At 41.3% G+C, this 17,769-nt stretch carries 25 protein-coding genes and 1 tRNA gene; 23 read left to right on the forward strand and 3 right to left on the reverse strand.

Annotated features, from left to right (window positions below; translation table 11 throughout):
* Positions 1-2: 2 nt before the first annotated feature.
* A complete protein-coding gene (locus C6348_RS15500) occupies positions 3-1,349 on the forward strand; it encodes a phage tail sheath family protein (RefSeq protein ID WP_066030490.1) in 1,347 nt (448 codons plus the stop codon).
* Between the two features lies 1 nt (position 1,350).
* A complete protein-coding gene (locus tag C6348_RS15505) occupies positions 1,351-1,794 on the forward strand; it encodes a phage tail tube protein (protein WP_003213309.1) in 444 nt (147 codons plus the stop codon).
* A 286-nt stretch (positions 1,795-2,080) separates the two neighbouring features.
* Here the strand turns inward: C6348_RS15505 and C6348_RS15510 are convergent, their stop codons facing one another.
* Positions 2,081-2,170 (reverse strand): putative holin-like toxin, encoded by a 90-nt coding sequence (locus tag C6348_RS15510; RefSeq protein WP_081311383.1) that lies wholly within the window; start codon positions 2,168-2,170, stop codon positions 2,081-2,083.
* Between the two features lie 152 nt (positions 2,171-2,322).
* Here C6348_RS15510 and C6348_RS15515 point away from each other — a divergent pair, with 152 nt between their 5' ends.
* The 21 genes from C6348_RS15515 (at position 2,323) to C6348_RS15615 (ending at position 16,961) form a co-directional block, all read left to right on the forward strand.
* A complete protein-coding gene (locus C6348_RS15515; RefSeq protein WP_066030491.1) occupies positions 2,323-2,763 on the forward strand; it encodes a phage tail assembly chaperone in 441 nt (146 codons plus the stop codon).
* A 41-nt stretch (positions 2,764-2,804) separates the two neighbouring features.
* On the forward strand, positions 2,805-2,942 hold the full coding sequence (locus C6348_RS15520) for a hypothetical protein (protein ID WP_095285871.1): 138 nt from the start codon (positions 2,805-2,807) through the stop codon (positions 2,940-2,942).
* On the forward strand, positions 2,943-7,052 hold the full coding sequence (locus C6348_RS15525; protein ID WP_411266110.1) for a transglycosylase SLT domain-containing protein: 4,110 nt from the start codon (positions 2,943-2,945) through the stop codon (positions 7,050-7,052).
* Complete coding sequence (locus C6348_RS15530; protein WP_095285860.1) at positions 7,045-7,713, forward strand: LysM peptidoglycan-binding domain-containing protein; 669 nt, start codon at positions 7,045-7,047, stop codon at positions 7,711-7,713. Before C6348_RS15525 ends, C6348_RS15530 begins: the two co-directional genes overlap by 8 nt.
* An 11-nt stretch (positions 7,714-7,724) precedes the next feature.
* Positions 7,725-8,735 (forward strand): XkdQ/YqbQ family protein, encoded by a 1,011-nt coding sequence (locus tag C6348_RS15535; protein WP_106043665.1) that lies wholly within the window; start codon positions 7,725-7,727, stop codon positions 8,733-8,735.
* Complete coding sequence (locus C6348_RS15540; protein ID WP_106043666.1) at positions 8,732-8,998, forward strand: DUF2577 family protein; 267 nt, start codon at positions 8,732-8,734, stop codon at positions 8,996-8,998. The genes C6348_RS15535 and C6348_RS15540 overlap by 4 nt, the downstream gene beginning before the upstream one ends.
* A gap of 14 nt (positions 8,999-9,012) precedes the next feature.
* Positions 9,013-9,435, forward strand: a complete 423-nt coding sequence (locus C6348_RS15545; RefSeq protein ID WP_106039144.1) for a DUF2634 domain-containing protein — start codon at positions 9,013-9,015, stop codon at positions 9,433-9,435.
* Positions 9,428-10,477: a baseplate J/gp47 family protein gene (locus tag C6348_RS15550; protein ID WP_106043667.1), complete on the forward strand. Its 1,050-nt coding sequence runs from the start codon at positions 9,428-9,430 to the stop codon at positions 10,475-10,477. Before C6348_RS15545 ends, C6348_RS15550 begins: the two co-directional genes overlap by 8 nt.
* Entirely contained in the window at positions 10,461-11,384 is a 924-nt protein-coding gene (locus tag C6348_RS15555) for a YmfQ family protein (RefSeq protein WP_106043668.1), read from the forward strand. Before C6348_RS15550 ends, C6348_RS15555 begins: the two co-directional genes overlap by 17 nt.
* Before the next feature lie 11 nt (positions 11,385-11,395).
* Entirely contained in the window at positions 11,396-11,779 is a 384-nt protein-coding gene (locus C6348_RS15560; RefSeq protein ID WP_003212666.1) for a phage tail-collar fiber domain-containing protein, read from the forward strand.
* Positions 11,780-11,793: 14 nt separating this feature from the next.
* Entirely contained in the window at positions 11,794-12,672 is an 879-nt protein-coding gene (locus C6348_RS15565) for a hypothetical protein (RefSeq protein ID WP_106043669.1), read from the forward strand.
* A gap of 9 nt (positions 12,673-12,681) precedes the next feature.
* Positions 12,682-13,011: an XkdW family protein gene (locus tag C6348_RS15570; protein WP_095285863.1), complete on the forward strand. Its 330-nt coding sequence runs from the start codon at positions 12,682-12,684 to the stop codon at positions 13,009-13,011.
* Positions 13,008-13,181 (forward strand): XkdX family protein, encoded by a 174-nt coding sequence (locus tag C6348_RS15575; protein ID WP_095285864.1) that lies wholly within the window; start codon positions 13,008-13,010, stop codon positions 13,179-13,181. The genes C6348_RS15570 and C6348_RS15575 overlap by 4 nt, the downstream gene beginning before the upstream one ends.
* Positions 13,182-13,188: 7 nt before the next feature.
* Positions 13,189-14,316, forward strand: a complete 1,128-nt coding sequence (locus C6348_RS15580) for a pyocin knob domain-containing protein (protein ID WP_106043670.1) — start codon at positions 13,189-13,191, stop codon at positions 14,314-14,316.
* Between the two features lie 33 nt (positions 14,317-14,349).
* Positions 14,350-14,598 (forward strand): hypothetical protein, encoded by a 249-nt coding sequence (locus C6348_RS15585; protein WP_223251581.1) that lies wholly within the window; start codon positions 14,350-14,352, stop codon positions 14,596-14,598.
* Positions 14,599-14,852: 254 nt separating this feature from the next.
* Positions 14,853-15,197, forward strand: coding sequence for a hypothetical protein (locus tag C6348_RS15590; RefSeq protein WP_106043671.1), 345 nt, complete (start codon positions 14,853-14,855; stop codon positions 15,195-15,197).
* Positions 15,169-15,312 carry an XkdX family protein gene (locus tag C6348_RS15595; protein WP_189293923.1) on the forward strand — a complete coding sequence of 48 codons (144 nt, stop codon included), beginning with the start codon at positions 15,169-15,171 and terminating at the stop codon, positions 15,310-15,312. Before C6348_RS15590 ends, C6348_RS15595 begins: the two co-directional genes overlap by 29 nt.
* Positions 15,313-15,348: 36 nt before the next feature.
* On the forward strand, positions 15,349-15,561 hold the full coding sequence (locus C6348_RS15600) for a BhlA/UviB family holin-like peptide (RefSeq protein WP_034317366.1): 213 nt from the start codon (positions 15,349-15,351) through the stop codon (positions 15,559-15,561).
* Between the two features lie 12 nt (positions 15,562-15,573).
* On the forward strand, positions 15,574-15,837 hold the full coding sequence (locus C6348_RS15605; RefSeq protein ID WP_106043672.1) for a phage holin: 264 nt from the start codon (positions 15,574-15,576) through the stop codon (positions 15,835-15,837).
* 19 nt (positions 15,838-15,856) lie between these two features.
* Positions 15,857-16,660 (forward strand): peptidoglycan recognition protein family protein, encoded by an 804-nt coding sequence (locus C6348_RS15610; RefSeq protein ID WP_106043673.1) that lies wholly within the window; start codon positions 15,857-15,859, stop codon positions 16,658-16,660.
* 112 nt (positions 16,661-16,772) lie between these two features.
* Entirely contained in the window at positions 16,773-16,961 is a 189-nt protein-coding gene (locus C6348_RS15615; protein ID WP_034659727.1) for a hypothetical protein, read from the forward strand.
* A gap of 53 nt (positions 16,962-17,014) precedes the next feature.
* Here C6348_RS15615 and C6348_RS15620 read toward each other — a convergent pair.
* Both C6348_RS15620 and gbsR read right to left on the reverse strand, forming a co-directional pair.
* A tRNA-Ala gene (locus C6348_RS15620) sits at positions 17,015-17,087 on the reverse strand.
* Between the two features lie 72 nt (positions 17,088-17,159).
* Positions 17,160-17,717, reverse strand: coding sequence for a transcriptional regulator GbsR (gbsR, locus tag C6348_RS15625; protein ID WP_095285868.1), 558 nt, complete (start codon positions 17,715-17,717; stop codon positions 17,160-17,162).
* Positions 17,718-17,769: the final 52 nt, after the last annotated feature.

Raw genomic sequence — 17,769 nt, forward strand, 5'->3', positions numbered from 1 at the left:
GGATGAACGGAGGCACATTTACACCAGGTACAGAGAAAAAGCGTCCTGGCATTTACTTTAATTTTAAAACAACAGCAGAGCAGCGAATTACTTTAGGCGATCGAGGTACGGTGGCACTTCCTCTTGTGATGAGCTGGGGAGAACCAAAAACCTTTATTTCCGTTTCCAATATGGAAGACTTAAATAAAAAGGTTGGACTCAACATTGATGACAAGTCACTTCTTCTTTTCCGTGAAGCAAAGAAAAAAGCACAAACGGTCTTGCTTTACCGCCTAAACGAAGGGGAGCCAGCCAAAGCTGAAATCGCAGAAAACTTTGTGGTCACAGCCAATTATGGCGGTCTAAAAGGAAATGAGATCACTGTACAAGTGGCAGAAAATGTACTTGATAGCACAAAGCGTGACGTCATCACTTATCTTGGAACAGATATTGTCGATAAGCAGGTTGTCACGGATGTCAAAGATCTTGTGAAAAACAAATATGTTCAATTTTCTGGTGAAGGTGAAGCCGTCATCACGGCTGGTGTGGCACTAAGCGGCGGGAAAAATGGTGTGGCAAGTGTCGCAGATTATACAGCTTTCCTAGAAGCAGCAGAAACAGAATACTTTGATGTTATTGCTCTCCCGATCGATAATAGTGAGCAATTAAAAGCGACCTTCGCTTCATTTATCGAGCGTTTACGTGATAAGCAAGGACGTAAGGTGCAAGGAGTTGTGGCCAACTATGCAGCTGACCAAGAAGGCATCATCAATGTGACAAGCGGTGTTGTGCTGGAAGATGGAACAGAACTAACGCCTGCTCAAGCAACAGCATGGGTCGCAGGGGCAAGTGCAGGAGCAAACTTCAATCAGTCACTGACCTTTGTAGAATACGAAGGAGCAGTGGATACATTAGAACGCCTTGATAATGATCAAGTAGAATACCGATTATCACAAGGGGAGTTCCTGTTCACCTTTGATGCGAGAGATCGTACCGTGAGTGTTGAAAAAGATATTAACTCCTTGACAAGCTTTACAGCTGAAAAGAACCAGCAAATGGCGAAAAACAAAATCATTCGTGTGCTTGATGCGATCAACAATGATTTGACGTTCGAATTAAAAAATCTGATTAAATTACGCAAAGCCAATGGCAATGACATTCCAGCATCAGATGATGGGGTGCAGCTTGTGAAAACACTGATTACTCAGTATCTCACACAGCTTCAAGATGGCAGCGGCATTACAGGCTTTAACTCAGAAACAGATATCGTGATCGGTCTCAATGAAGATCGTGATGGATTTATCATCGATCTAGCGGTTCAACCAGTAGATGCAGCAGAAAAATTCTATTTCAATGTGGAGGTGAAGTAAGATGGCTTTTAAAGCGCAAAATACAATTTCAGGTAAAGAAGGTCGTCTTTTCTTAGAAGGTGAGGAGCTTGCCTTTATCAAAACGTTTGAAGCAAACGTGGAGAAAAACAAATCAGAAGTCAATGTGATGGGCCGCCGAATGACTGGTCATAAAACAACAGGGGCAAACGGAACAGGAACGGCAACATTCTATAAAGTCACGTCACGTTTCGTTCAATTAATGCTCAACTATGTGAAAAAAGGGGAAGACCCATATTTCACTCTTCAGGCTGTAATTGACGATAAGTCATCAGGCCGAGGTACTGAGCGTGTGACATTATTTGATGTCAACTTTGATTCAGCTAAAATTGCTGGACTGGATGTCGATTCAGAAGCGCTTGAAGAAGAAGTTCCGTTTACGTTCGAGGACTTTGATCTTCCTGAAAAGCTGAAGAATTCCTTTTAATGAACAAAAGGCATACAAATGACGAAAATATATGTTATTTTTATTTTATTCAACGATATGGTATAATTTTTCATAGTTACAGAGTAGCTACAAAAGAGTTACTGTGTAACCCCAAAAAGTTTCTTAGAAATATGTTTACATGCAAAGTACTTTGCATAAAATAAAAAGAAGCCAGGATGCGTCAACATCCCGGCAATGTACAATGAGGCCCTCAAGGGGCTGGCTAATCAATTAGATAGTTTTAAGGATAGACTTTCCCTTCAACCGTCCAAAGCTCAAGGGGAGTCTATTTTTTGTCTATATACGTCAACAGGGCAACGATAAATGACCCGAATGCAAGCATTAACATAAGCGCTTGAAATGTTGACATGAGCATCACCCCCTTCCTATCGGGGATGAGCCAGACACCCTTGAGCAAGCCATTTAATTGTACAAATTAAATTATACATGAAAAGATTGGAAAGCACATTCAAAAAATGGATGTGCTTTTTTGCATTCAAAAAAACATAACAAAGGGAGTTTTTAAACATGAGCGAAAAACAAACATTTGATCTTTCATTTTTTATGCCAGGACAAACAGTAGAATCAGAAGAGGTCAAAGTACCGATTTCTAAGCGTTTTGTTGATAAAAAAGGGAATGTCATTCCTTTTGTCTTTAAAGCCATTACAACTGAACGCATTGATGAACTGGAAAAAGAAAATACGACCTTCAAAAATGTCAAAGGCAGAGGCCGCGTAAAGGACTTAGACAGTCAGCGCTTCTACGCACGAATTGCGATTGAATCGACCATTTATCCAGATTTCCGCTCAAAGGAATTAAGGGAAGCCTACAGCACACAAGATCCAGTTGAAGTAGCAAAACGCGTCCTGTCAGTTGGCGGTGAATATGCGAACTGGTTAAACAAAGCCATCGAAATCAATGGATTCGAAGACGAAATTGAAGATTTAGAAGACGCAGCAAAAAACTAATAAAAGATGGGGATAAAGAAGCGGTGTTTTTATATTACGCCATGCACGAGCTTCACTACTCCCCATCTGAACTCCTAGATTTATACGAATCACCAAGACCGTTCAAAGCATTCCTATTCGGACTCATCAGCTACAAACTAGACATGCTAGAAAAAGAAGCAAAGAAAGGAGGGAAATAATTGGCGAAACTCACTGCACGATTTGAATTAGAAGACAAAGTATCGAAGAAGCTTATGCGCATTCAAAAACGATTTCAAACGTTTGAGAAGCAGCTAAAACCATTTAGAAAACCAGTGAAAATAAACCTGGAAATAGATGAAAAGAAGTTAAGAAACTTCAGTTTATCGCTTCGGAAAATTTCAGTATTTTCCATGAGACTGGATCAGGGAATCTATCGTGATTTAAAAGCATTAAACAATCAGTTAAATATGCTCCCAAATCATCTGGTCATATCCATTCAAGCGAAAGGACTAGATGTCATTAAATCCAGCATAAACCGTTTAAAACAAGCGGGAACAAGCCCCATTCTGCTGACGTTTAAACTAAACGATCAATTGTCAGGTAAAATGTCATCGATCAAAAAATCTATCTATCAGCTCATGAACAGAACGTATTATATGAGATTAAACATGGTTGACCAAGCCACCGCTGCAATTCAACGAATCAAAAAGACACTCAAAAGCTTGACGATGTCTAAACACGAAATCAGAGTGTCTGTTCAAGACAATGCAAAGAGTAAGTTGAAAAAACGAGATCAGGCTGAGTCGATTGTGAAAGAACAAAACATAAAAAAAGAGCCTGAGGCTGTTAGTCCATCAGTGAAAACAGATGAATCTAAACAGAGTTGGCTTCAAAACCTTGCCAATAAAGGATTAAATGAAATTCAAAAATATGCAGGTGACGTTGCAGACAAAGTGAAGGAAAAATTGAGTCCTAGAAAGTTTTGGGATGAAAAAGCACTTCCTTGGGTTGAAAATAAAATGGAAGATTACAAACAAGATGTGATCGGAAGAATTAAAGAGAAGATTAAATTTAATCCTGAAGAAAAACTAGATCAATTGGTGAAGACTGGATTAGATCGTCTCTTTGGTGCAAGTGATCAATCAAGTGAAAGTGCCACTCCAGCACCAACAACAGTACCAACAACAGCACCAACATCAACACCATCAAATCCAGCTCCCAAAACGAAACCTCAGCCGCGAGGTGGAAAAGGCTTGTTTCGCAATAGTTGTTGCCCCTGTTGTGCAAGAGGTTTAAGCAGGGGAGGATCTACTAAAACTAAAAATAGAAATGGTCAATCACCAAGACAATCCACAAACCCAAATGCCACAACAAGAACCGAAATGAATAGAAGACCTCCAAGTAGATTAGGGAAACTTAAAACAAATGCAGGTAAATTATTTGGAAAAATTCCTAGTGGACTAAAGAAAGGTGCGGGTATCGCAGCTTCAGTTGGCGGACTTACGGGTTTAGTGAAAGGTAGCAAGGGGTTAAGTGGATTAGGGAATGCGATGAAGAGTATAGGTAAAGGGAGCGGCAAGTTATTAAAGAAAGTACCTATTCTAGGAAGTGTACTTAGTGCAACAAATCTAATCGGTATGAACAAAGAGAATGCTGGTGAAAAGATTGGTACGACTGGAGGCGGCATCGCTGGCGGGATGGCAGGTGCTGCAGCAGGTGCAGCTATTGGAAGCGTAGTCCCAGGGGTAGGTACAGCCATCGGCGGTCTAGTAGGCGGCATCGCTGGAAGTATGGGTGGAGAATCTATCGGTGAAACAATTGGAAAATGGTTTGATGGCGGCGGATTTGAAAAGATTGGCCAAAAAGCCATTGAAATCAAAAATCAAATTGTCGAAGTTTGGTCAACAGTTGCGGCTTGGTTCACAGAAAATGTATGGACACCATTAAGCAATACGGTTGTCACAGTAGCGTCATCCATTTGGTCAAGTTTAGTCAATGCCTGGACATGGATACAAGAAACCTTCAGTGCAGTTGCAGGCTGGTTTATTGAAAATGTATGGACACCGCTAAGCGATACAGTCGTCACAGTAGCAACGACCATATGGACAAGTCTAGTCAATGCCTGGACATGGATACAAGAAACGTTCAGTGCAGTAGCGGGTTGGTTTATTGAAAACGTTTGGACACCGCTAAGCAGCACAGTCGTTACGGTAGCAACGACCATCTGGTCAAGTTTAGTGAATGCCTGGACATGGATTCAAGAGACATTTAGTGCAGTTGCAGGTTGGTTTATTGAAAACGTTTGGACACCGCTAAGCAGCACAGTCGTTACAGTCGCTACAGGGATTTGGACAGCATTATCAAATGCATGGAAAACGATACAATCAATCTTTGGAGCTGTATCGTCATGGTTTATGGAAAATGTGTGGAATCCACTTGTAGATACCGTAGGAACCATTAAAGATAGCATCGGGAAAAAGTTTGAAGAAGCGTATAAAGTCGTGACAGATATATGGGATGGATTATCCAAATGGTTTGAGGACAACATTCAAAAGCCGATTGTAAAAGTAGCAGAAGCTATTAGTGATGGGTTTTCTGCAGCATTTGGTTGGGTTAAAAAGATTTTTGACAAAGCAGGCGGTATTGTAGATGTAGTCATAAATTGGATTGTTGGGAAGAAAAAACCCGATAACAATGCCACAGGCGGCTATATCACCCAGCCAACCTTATCATGGGTCGGAGAAGCAGGTAACGAATTTGTTATTCCAACTCAAAATAACCGAGGACGCGGGAAGATGCTGCTTGCTCAGGCTGCTTCTCATCTTGGAATGTCTGTTATGCCAAGCGGAGCAGCTGGAAATCAAGTATCAAGCTCTCCAGCTCCTACAGCAGTAGCTTCATCATCTTCTGTCGGTTCAATAGACGGATCTGTCTCGATGACTGGGAACATTCAAGCCTCCAGCATAGGCGAGCAATTTAATAAGGATTTTGAACAAGGATTAAATCAAAAAGTGATTACACTTGATCAATGGAAGCAAAAGAATATTCAGCAACCTTTTGCTCAATTGACCTCAGACTCAGGTAAGTATGGTCAGCAAACAGTTGCTGCTTTTGCGAATGGTCAGCAGGTGACACCCACAGGAACAGACAGCTTTTTGCAAAGTCGTGTAAAAGCACCATACCAACAAGTGATGACAGCATCACCAACTTGGGGTTCTGGAACAGTTAATGGTTTTGCCACAGGTCAAAATGCCACATCAGTTGGTACTAGCCAATACGTAGATCAGCACATCAAACAACCATTCCTACAAGCAAAACAAGAATCACCAGGCTGGGGCTCAGGAATGATGGATGCCTTTAACAACGGCATGCGTTCAAAAGCAAGTGAAGTCACACAAGCTGCCAAAGAAATGGCGAAGAAAGTAGAGCAGGCGTTTAGAGAGGAATTAGACATTCATTCCCCTTCACGCGTCATGATGAGTCTTGGGAAATTTGCATCGATCGGTGTCGTTAAAGGGCTCGACTCAGTGGATGTGAAAAAGTTTGCTGAAAATCAGGCTGGTTCATTAATCGGAGCTTTCAGTGGTATGGGGGTTTCAGGTCTTAGTGTTCAGCAATGGCTCATGGCAGCTCTCATGGCAACTGGCACATCGATGAACTGGCTTCCAGGTCTTATGACCATTGCACAGCATGAATCGAATGGAAATCCGAGAGCAATCAACTTATGGGATTCCAACGCTAAAAAGGGAACGCCTTCTAAAGGCTTAATGCAAACCATTGGACCGACGTTTAACTCCAATAAAGGCAAAGGTATGAATGACATTTGGAACCCAATTCATAATGCTGTAGCCGCCATTAACTACATTAAGGGCAGATATGGAACAGTCTTCAATACACCGGGATTACGAAGTATGAGAAGAGGCGGGCCTTATAAAGGCTACGCAAATGGTGGACTGATTACTCAGGAGCAGGTTGCTAGAGTCGGAGAAGGAAACAAACGCGAATGGATTATTCCTGAAGAAAGAGGGATTCGGGGGAGATATTTATTAACGCAGGCAGCCGAAGCACTTGGGATGCAAGTATATGACCCAGCAAATGCGTCTGCACCTTTACCAGAATCACAAATGCAGCAAGTCACCTCAGCTCATTCTTCTAGTGGTAAAACAGCGTCAGGCAATAAGCAAATTACCATTCAATTCAATGGGGATCAGCATTTCCATAATGGACAAGATCAGCAATCGCTTGTCGAAAAAATTAGACAAATGCTCGTAGATGAACTGGAAGTAGAGCTTCATACAGGAACGAAGGGGGTCGTGATCGATGGGTAAATCAGTGTATCAATTGTGGATTTCCCAAGGAAAGGACAAGTTGCGATTCCCTGTCCTTCCATCCGAACTTGAAATCACAAATAACGTACAAAATGAAACGGTAAAGGTTGCTTCTTTTGGAGAACTGACCTTTATTGATGTCCCATCGGCTAAGCAAGTATCATTCACTTCATTATTTCCTAAGAAATATTCGCCGATTGCTGAATATAAAAGCATTCCATCACCAGAGAATGCAATAGCGAAAATTGAACGAATGATGCGTTCAAAGAAGTCTGTGCGGCTGATTGTAACGGGGACAAAAATCAATATGACGTGCAGCATTGAAAGCTTCACCCATAAAGAAGGGTCATATGATATTGGCGATCGTGAATTTACGATCGAGTTAAAGGAATACAAAACCGCATCGCCTAGGAAAATTAAACGAAAGAAAAAAGCAAAACAAACGAAAAAGAAAAGGCCTTCAAAAACACCGCCAAAAATGTACACTGTCAAAAAAGGAGATACGCTATGGGCCATTTCAGGCAGGTTTTATGGCGACAGTACAAAATGGCGGCGTATTTGGAATGCCAATAAAGCAGCGATGATTAAACGTAGCAAACGCAATATTAAGCAGCCGGGGCATTGGATTTTCCCTGGACAAAGGTTAAAAATACCACAATAGGGGGGCTGGCATTGATCGAGCTTTTTGCCATCAGAAGCGGCACCATGTATGAGCTTGTCACAGAGAGTGTGACACTTCAGGGGCAAAGGTATCAAGCCCCTCGCTCTATTCAGGCAAATATTATCACTAAACAAGGCAGTCAAACATATTACCGTGTCTCAGAAGGGGACACGGTTCTTTTTAAATGGAAAGGAAAAGAGTTGTTCAGAGGCATTGTGTTTTCCCGTACGCCTGTTGAAGGGAAGCTGACCTTTACCGCATACGACATGCTTCAATATTTGGTGAAAAACCAAGATGTCTATGTTTTTTCAAAACAGAGAGCAGATCAAATCTTGAGACGGATTGGGGCTGACTTTCAAATTCCCATGACCTCCATCGCCAATACCGGTCATGTCATAAAATCGCTAGTGTTTAAAAATGATACGAGCCTATATGACATGATTCTGAAAGCATTAAAAGAAACAAAGCGGCAAACCGGCAGAAACTATCAAATCTATTCTGCTAAAGGAAAGATGGGGCTGAGAGCTTGGCCAGATCCAGAGGACGTATGGGTCATTGAATCAGGTGTCAATCTCATTGGCTATCAGTACAGCACCTCGATTGAAGAAACAGCCACTCGTGTCAAGCTGCGTACGTCTGCAGATGAACAAGGGAAAAATAAGAAAAAAGGGAGCAAATCAGAGATTGTAGTGGTCGAACAGGATAAAGCAGGTCAGAATAAATACGGTATTTTACAGCATGTTGAGACGGTTACAGGGCAAATCAACCAGCCGCAGCTGCAAAAAAGAGCCAAAGTACGGCTGGCAGAGAAAAAAGGCGTGAAACAAGAAGTCAAAAGCATCCAAGCGCTAGGCATTCCTGAACTGCAAAGCGGTCTTCCAATCTATTTGAAAATCCCTGAAATCAACGTAAAAAAAACCTACTGGATCGATCAAGACAAACATGAATTCAGTGGGGTGAAACACACCATGACAATTGATGTCGTTGAGAAAAATTCCATCCCAAAGGGTGATCAAGCGTGAGGTTAAGTGAAGCGATTAAACGATTAGCAGTGAATGCTGTAGATGCCGCCTCTCCAATTGATCTGGTGGTTGGAGAAGTCACGGCAGTTTCTCCTGTAAGCATCCGGTTAAATGAAAACCATAAGCTGGTCATTCCGGAAGAATTACTGATTTGGCCAAAGCGCCTAAATAAGGGTGAGGATGATGGACTGAAAAGGGGAGACAGCATTATGGTGCTCGCAATGGCAGGAGGGCAGTCCTTCTACATCATCGACAAATTGTAAGGGAGGTGATGAACGTGGCACTTTCACCAGAGGAAGAAATCGAGGAAACAGAAGAAGACGAAGAGGTGGAAACCTCGACGACGTATCGAATAGATGTTGAAACTGGCAGACTGACAGGTGAAACCATTTCAGGCATTGAAGCAATTCGTCAATTCGTTTATATGACACTCAGGACAGAGCGGTATGCATATCCTATCTACAGCCACGACATTGGCACTGAAATCCAGGAGCTATTGACGGATACAGAAGCCACGGATGAATACAAAGAAATGGAGATTCCGAGACTGCTAGAGGAAGCATTGATTGTCGACGAACGGATTGATCATATTGAAGAATTAGAGGTCACAAAGCAAAATGACTCGTTTCATGTCAAGCTAGCTATTGTCACAGATGAAGGCACATTAGAAATAGAGGAGGTGATGGAGGGCGATGTTTGAGGAACAAACGTATGAAGCATTGATAGAAAGAATGCTGGACAGATTGCCAGATGACATAGATAAAAGAGAAAACAGCGTCATTTGGAATGCCTTGGCACCTGCTGCCGCTGAATTAGCCCAGTCCTATATTTGGCTTGATCAAGTATTCGAGCTGGTCTTTGCAGATACAGCACAAGGAGAGTTTCTAGATCGGCGGGCTGCTGAAGTAGGAATTGAAAGAAAACCAGCCACTAAAGCGATTTGGTCCGCAGCTATTCAGCCGGAGGATATCAACATCCCAGTTGGCTCACGGTTTTTTATTGAAGACGTCTATTTCCAATATTCGAAAGAAGGCACGCTAGAATGCGAGACACCTGGCAAGATCGGCAATGGTCAATTAACAGATCAGCCGCTGCTTTCACTTGATACAATCCCAGGGCTTGAATCGATTATCATGAAAGATTTGGTGATACCGGGACAAGAGGAAGAAGATGACGCTTCGTTATATGATCGTTACTTAATACGTGCTAGGCGGGAGGCTGTCAGTGCCAACAAGGCGCATTATAAAAAATGGGCTGAGGAAGTGACAGGGGTTGGCAGAGCGAAAGTATTCCCGCTTTGGAATGGAGAAGGAACGGTCAAAATTGTCATCACAGACGGCAATCTAGATGTTGCATCAGATCTTCTTGTTAAAAGAGTACAGGAATATATCGACCCTGAGCCAGGCGAAGGAGAAGGACAAGCGCCTATCGGTTCAAAAGCAACCGTCGAAAGCGCCAAATGGCTGGATATTGACATAGAAGTAGCCGTCGAACTTCAAATGGACTGGACCCTTGAAGGAGCGCAGAAAGAAATAGAAGAAAAGGTCAAAGCGCTGTTGAAATCAATCGCATTTGAAAAGAGTACCATTCGAATGTCCGCCTTAAATGACATTCTGTACCATTCAGAAAGTGTATCAGATTATGCAAACGTGTTATTGAATGGGGAATCGAAAAACTTAGTGTTACAGGACATTGAGATACCGCGTCTGAGGCAGGTGAAGGTTATTGAGCAAACAGGATGAAATGAAAAACTACTTGCCGCCATATTTTACAGAGATTTATGAAGTAGATCATCTACTCAAAACAGAAGCACCGGAGTTTGAGCAATTGGATGAATCCATTTTCGATTTAACGGATCAGTTCTTCCCTTTAACTGCGACATGGGGATTGAATAGATGGGAAAGAATGCTGAAGGTGCAGCGAGAATCAGATGACTCCATTGAACTTCGCAGGGCACGCTTACTCAATATGATGTCAAACATTCCACCGATCACGTATCTTTCATTAGAGAAATCGGTGAATCGCTTTCTCAAAAATCCAAGTGCCATCATCCGTCTCACCACCAATCGCTATCATTTCGCCTTACGTGTGAACCTAGATGACCTGCAAAACACTAGATATATTGTAGAAATACTTGAAACGTTAAAACCAGCGCATTTGGCTTATACGTTCACTGCATTTCATCATACCGATGTACATGAAAAAAATGACCATCACGGGAGGCTCACACTGCGAAGCAGAGTGGGTTTTTTCGATCATATCCCGATTTTACTGAATGGTGAATTTGTATTAAATGGTACGTTTTATCTTAGCGGGACAAGAGGTTCAACCGATGTACCTGCTCGTTTTCGGCATTCGTTGAAGATGAGAATGCCGCTTCAGCATAAGTCAGAAACCACATATCGCATGAATTATGTCATGACTGGAGCGTTAAATGAAAAAGGGCAAAAAGCGGCACTGACTTTACGCACAAAGAACCAGCTGTCACATCAAACCAAAAAGAAGATGACGTTCCGATTGCCAGTACATGTCCAAACTGAACAGCGCGGCAGCTTACTGATTAAGGATCATTACTGGATTCTCGATGGATCTGTTCCGCTGGACGGATCAAAAATGCTAGCAGCAACTTCTCAAAAAATAGAGCTATAAGGAGGATCACAATGGCTGATCAATTAACCGTAACAACACTATATGCACGTCAACAAATGGCAAAGGCAAGAGCAGAAGGAACAAAACTCACAAAAGTCGTCAAAATGGCATTTGGAAATGGTGGGACGAAGGATGGGAAACCAATTTCACTAGACGGAACTGAACAAAAACTCAAAAAAGAACTAGTCCAAAAAGAGATTGATTCGTTTACCTTCATGGAACCAGCAAAAATCCGCTACACCTGCACGATCGCCGAAGGAGAACTGGCAGGAGAAGTCATCAACGAACTAGCACTTGTCGACGAAGCCGGCAAATTCACCGCCATCCGCACCATGACAGACAAACAAAAAGACGGCGACATCGAATTTGTTTTTGAGATTGATGATATTTATTAAAGGAGGGGAATGAAATGGACATCAAATCACCTTTACCGTTTGAAACCTCTGACAAAGCACATGCCAACTTATTTAACCGGATGGTCGACACACTAGTAGAGAATGACAATGCGCTCAGCCAACAGATAGAGGGAATCACCAATGAAAGCTTATTTAAACTAACAGGCGATCAAGCCATTCAAGATGCATCAGTCAGCGGTGAGGAATATCCAATTGGCATTACGTTCATGGATATTGGACAAGCGAATGATACTGGATATCCTACGAGATTTGGCTTTGTGAAAAATGAAAAATATAGTAACTTTCGATTTGTTCAATATTACTATGGGACTGGAAACGAAGCGGGCAGTTATTTTGATAGCACAGGTACGTGGTGCCGTCATTGGTGGACGGGGTCTGGCTGGACTGAATGGCACAAAATCTCTGGGTTCTGTCATGCCAACATAGGTACTACTGGGAAGCAGTTATTAACCAAAGGAGAGTATCAAAAAGTCCTTTTTAATCGAAAAATAAAAGACAGTCATAACAATTTTGATATCAAAAATAATCGTTTCATCTGCCCTGAGAGCGGAATGTATTCAGTGAATGCAGGTGTTTATATTGAAAGCTTTCAACGATACGCAAACTTTGAATTATCGATCTACTTAAATGGAAGAAGATATAAAAATATTGCACATGAAAGACAAAGTCCAACAAGCCCATCTGATACGTTGAGCTTAAGTATGGGACTTTATGGTACTGCCAATGTACCGGCTAATAAAGGGGACTATTTAGAAATGTACCTATATGTAGGATATGACGGAGATGTTAGTCGTTATGTATCTGAAAATTCAGGCTGGTATAACTATTTTGATATCACAGAAATAGGCGGCAGAAATTTCTCGAGAGTATAGGAGGATTCTATGATTTTATATGAAGCCATTAAGTATAAATACCCCGATGCGGACCCGCAAAAGGATTTTGAACTTAGAAATGACGGCGACGGTTCGTATATCAACGAGTGGCATCTAGATGTGCCAAAGCCAACGGCAGAAGAATTGAAAGAATGGTGGGAGGAATCTCAAATCAATCCAAGGTATCAACCACCTCTTCCGCTAGATTATCTAGCACAAGAAGTAGCCAAAGAAAAGCTAATGAGAAAACAGCTTGAACATCAATGTGATCATCTAACAAACGAACTAAAAGCGTTAAAAAATGAGATCCTTTTATATAAAGGAGAGAGTGAATCATGAATTATTGGGTAATGGCATTATATTTTCAATGGGTGACCCCTGAATTGGTCAAACAAGCAGTGGAACTAGGTGATTGTTCAATGGAAGATCTAAATACAGGATACGAGCAAAGGATGCTCACTCTAGAGCAGCTGCAAGAAATTAAACCAAGCTTCAAAGAAAGGGAGTGAAAACTAAATGGAAATAAAAGAACCCAAACCTTTTGAGATAAATGATAAAGCGCATGCCGATTTATTTAATGACATGGTCAAAGTACTTCTTGAAAATGATCATGGATTAATAGTGCAGTTCTTAAAACATACAAATGATGCGAGAGTACACGCATCTGATACAGAAAAGAAGAAATGGAATGATTCCCAGAGTTATAAGATCACAGCAGATAGTGGAAGACAGCTGATTAATGTGTCTGCTGACGGAAGAATATTTGAAGCGATAAAAGATAAAGGAACATGTACATTTTATGCAGCTGCTGGCGTGGAGGATTCTCCGGCCTCATCGAATATCTCAATCAGAGGGCTACAGACAGTAGGTCAAGAAAATATTGGCTCTGGTTTTGCAATTGATGTATCGGGTAATGCTTACTTTTTTTATTATCATACCGGACATACGTCGATTACATGGACAAAGCTGCCTACAGAAAGCGATAGGAACAGGTGGGATAACGGTCAATTAGTAAAAATCACACAAGATAATGGCAAGCCTTTTTATCATGGATTTGCTAGCGTGACAGATTATAATACCCTTACTCAGACAGGCATGTATCTCATTTATAACCCTGGGGTAAATGGTCCATCATCCTTTAATAAAGTGTTTTTATTAGTCATGAGTTATGGCAATACCTTAATACAAATAGCGTACGAATCTGTTTATGGGAAAAACACTTATTTTAGATTTCGTCGACAAGATGCAGAAACATGGACGCCTTGGGAGAAACAAATCACGCTATCAGATTTATTAGATGGTTCTTGGAAAACACCTGAAGAGATTAAAAGCAATTGGAAGGAATATGACCCTATTAATTTGCCAGTAAAATATCGCAAGAATCTCTTAGGGGAAATCGAGATAGTAGGTGCTGTAAAAGGGGGAATTTTAGGAAATAACCCAGTGTTTATTTTACCTGAAGAATATCGGCCGCAGCAGGCAATCCATTTTGTAGGAGTCGCTTCAAGTATAGGGACTCCAGGAGTACCTCAATTCCATCGTACATTAATAGATAAGGAAGGAAGGGTATGTGTGCAATCTTCTTCAAATAACGTCAATTCGACTGAGTTTATTACATTTGGTTTTAAGTTTAGTACAAGATAATTCAATAAAACTGAAATGTGAAAGGAGAATCACATGGAGATAAAGACACCTCGTACTTTCGAAACCAGTGACAAAACCCATGCGGATCTGTTTAATGACATACTTAGGGTTATTCTTTCTAATGATATGGGATTGTTAGAGCAAATCAATCAGCACATAGAAGATATAAAATCTCATGCATCTGAAATAGAAAAGCAGAAATGGAATCAATCTCAGCTATATAAAATGACAAATGATAACGTCCCAGTTGGTCAATATCCCTGCTGGCGATTGTATTTATAACGGGATTAAATCGTTAGGTGCTTGCTCGTTCTATGCGCCGGGCGCTTCTGGAATAGTCGATTCTCCTGCTATAGGCAATGCAGCATTTTAAAGGCATAGTAGTATCAGTTCCAGTATCAGATACAACGGGTCATAGTAAATTATATATAAGAAAGGAGAGCTAAAACTAACCGGTTTACATGCAGCAAATGACAGTGCGGTAACTGGCTACTATTTAGACACAGTCATCCCATTAAATTAAGGAAATGATAAAAATGATACAAGCCTATGAATACAACCATAAATATGAATTGGTCAGACCTATAGAAGTGTTCGAGAGGGATGATGAAGGAAATTATGTTATTCCAGATCAATGCACAACAATTGCACCACCCAATAATCCTTCTTTTTATAAAGCTGCATTTGATGTGGAAAAACAGCAATGGTATGAATCAGCGACACAGGAGTATATAGATAGCCTAAAACCAGTCCCTCTCCCGCCAAGTGATATAGAACTTTTAAAGAAACAAAATGCTTTATTATCAAAACAATTAACGCAGCTATTGGCTATGCAAAAAGGGGGGCTTCAGAATGATCTTTCCAACTGTAGCAGATATTAAACAATTTTGGGACTGGCAGTGTTACGGTCCAGAGGACATTGCATTTTATGTAAGCATTGGCTGGATCTCGGCAGATGACTATCAAGACATAACAGGAGAAAAATACGAAGCCTAATGGCTTTATTTTTTTGCCGGAAAGAAGGTGATTCCAATGGAAGTAGATGTCGTCCAAAACTTAATGACACAAGGCCCGTTTGCCGTTCTCTTTTGCTGGATTCTGTTTTATGTTCTCAACACAACAAAAGAACGTGAAAATAAGCTCAATGAGCAAATCGAGGCGCAAAATGAAGTGTTAGCAAAGTTTAGTGAGAAGTATGACGTCGTGATCGATAAACTCGACAAAATTGAACGGAATTTAAAATAGGAGGTAAAAATCATGAAAACATTCGACAAAGGCACTGTGATTCGCACAGTGCTTCTTTTTATTGCACTCATCAATCAAACGCTTGTCATGTTTGGACAGACGGTACTGCCGATTAGTGAGGAGCAAGTACAAACCGCCGGTGAGGCACTATATGTAGCAGGTTCCACCATTTTTACGATGGTTACAGCCGTTATCGCTTGGTTTAAAAACAATTATGTGACCTACAAAGGTCAATTACAAAAAGAAACCCTGAAACAAAGAGGGCTAACAAAATAATAGTTGAAGGAGGAACAATATGGTCAATATCATTCAAGCCTACATTCCAAAACACAACCGCAACAGACCAAGAAATAGGATGAAGCCTCTCTATATTACGGTGCATAATACCTCTAACACTGCAAAAGGTGCAAATGCGGGAAGTCACGCTGCGTTTGTTGCACGTTCAAGTACTGGGGTCAGCTGGCATTACACTGTCGACGATCAGGTCATTTATCAGCATTTACCATTAAACGAAAACGGCTGGCACGCAGGGGATGGCAGAGGCGATGGCAATATGAAATCAATCGGAATTGAAATTTGTGAAAATACAGACGGCAACTTTGAACAAGCAGTCGAAAATGCTCAATGGCTCATTCGGAAACTGATGGGCGATTTGGGGATTCCTTTATCAAATGTAGTGCCCCATAAACATTGGAGCGGGAAAGAATGTCCAAGGAAACTGCTCGGACGATGGGATCAATTTAAAGCTGAAATAGCCACAGCTCATACCGGCAGCAAAAGCACAAGAAAGCCAGTCCGAACAGAAAGCTTGAGCCACAAAGCACCCGTAACCAAACAGAAATCGTCAAATCTGCCATCTGGCATTTTAAAAATAACCAAGCCCTTAACAAAAGGATCTCAAGTGACAGCCGTGCAAAAAGCCTTATCTTCCCTCTATTTTTACCCAGACAAAGGAGCAAAAAACAATGGGATTGATGGCTATTATGGACCGAAAACAGCGAATGCCGTTAAGAGATTCCAGCTCATGAACGGCTTAGCGGCAGACGGGATTTACGGACCAAAGACGAAGAACAAAATGGAACAATTGCTGAAAAAGTGATCATTCATAAAGTGCTATCAGCAGGTGAAGGGATTTTTCCTTGCTGATAGCTAATAAAAAATGACATCATTTGTGATATAATCGACCGAATCTATCATAAGGGGAGAGTAAAATGAAAAAGGAACTGTTCCAAGTCATCATGCTGTCAGTGCTGCTCATCTATTTCATTTATCACGGAATGACGAGCGATTTCCCTGTGTCTTACACAATCATTCTCATCACGGCTTATCTCTCTGTGATCGCGTACCGGATCATAAAGATATTAAGGTTAAGAAAAAACAAAGAACAAACACAACTGTAAGAAATATATACATAAAAAAACCATCCTTGATTTCTCAAGAATGGTTTTTCGTATGGAGCATAGCGGGATCGAACCGCTGACCTCTACGCTGCCAGCGTAGCGCTCTCCCAGCTGAGCTAATGCCCCGAAGTATGACGACATAATTTATTATAATCAATCCTCCTGTAAAATTCAAGCTGTAAAACGCAAACATATCGCCTATTTATCTTTCTGATCAATTGGAATATAGTCGAAGATCTCCCCTGATTGTACAGAGTCCGCTAAGCGTCTCAGCCAGTCATAATAGGCTTTCGAGCTTTCAAGCTGTTCAAGAAGCTGCTGCGCTTCCTCTCTTACATGTTCCTCCAGTTGTTCATCACGCGCCACCTCTTGAAGCCGCTCTTGCGCTTCTTCAATCGCCGCTAAATTGACCTCGACCTCTCGTTCCCATTTTTGCGGAAAGAAGTTCGTGAAAAACTTAAAAAAGTCTTTTTCAGCAACAAAGCTGTGTTTTCTTCGGCCCCGGTGAAACGTCTTTTTGACAATATTCATGTCTTGCAGTTTTTTCACACCCGTACTCATACTTGGCTTGCTCATTTGCAGTTCTTCACGCATTTCATCAAGCGTCATTTCCTCATTTAAATACATGGTCCCATAGAGAATACCTGCACTTCGTGTAATGCCATAGAGATCCATCGTTTCAGCTATGGAATCAATGACTAGATCTTTAGCAGCTAAAATACGATCTTCTGCTTGTGGCTGTTCCTGCTTTTTCATCTTGTCCCTGCTTTCTATTAGGAGAATTCAATACGTTCAAAAAAATCTGTAT

Origin of the sequence: Bacillus sp. YBWC18 (genome assembly GCF_002998775.1) — a bacterium.
Taxonomy (GTDB): domain Bacteria; phylum Bacillota; class Bacilli; order Bacillales; family Bacillaceae; genus Bacillus.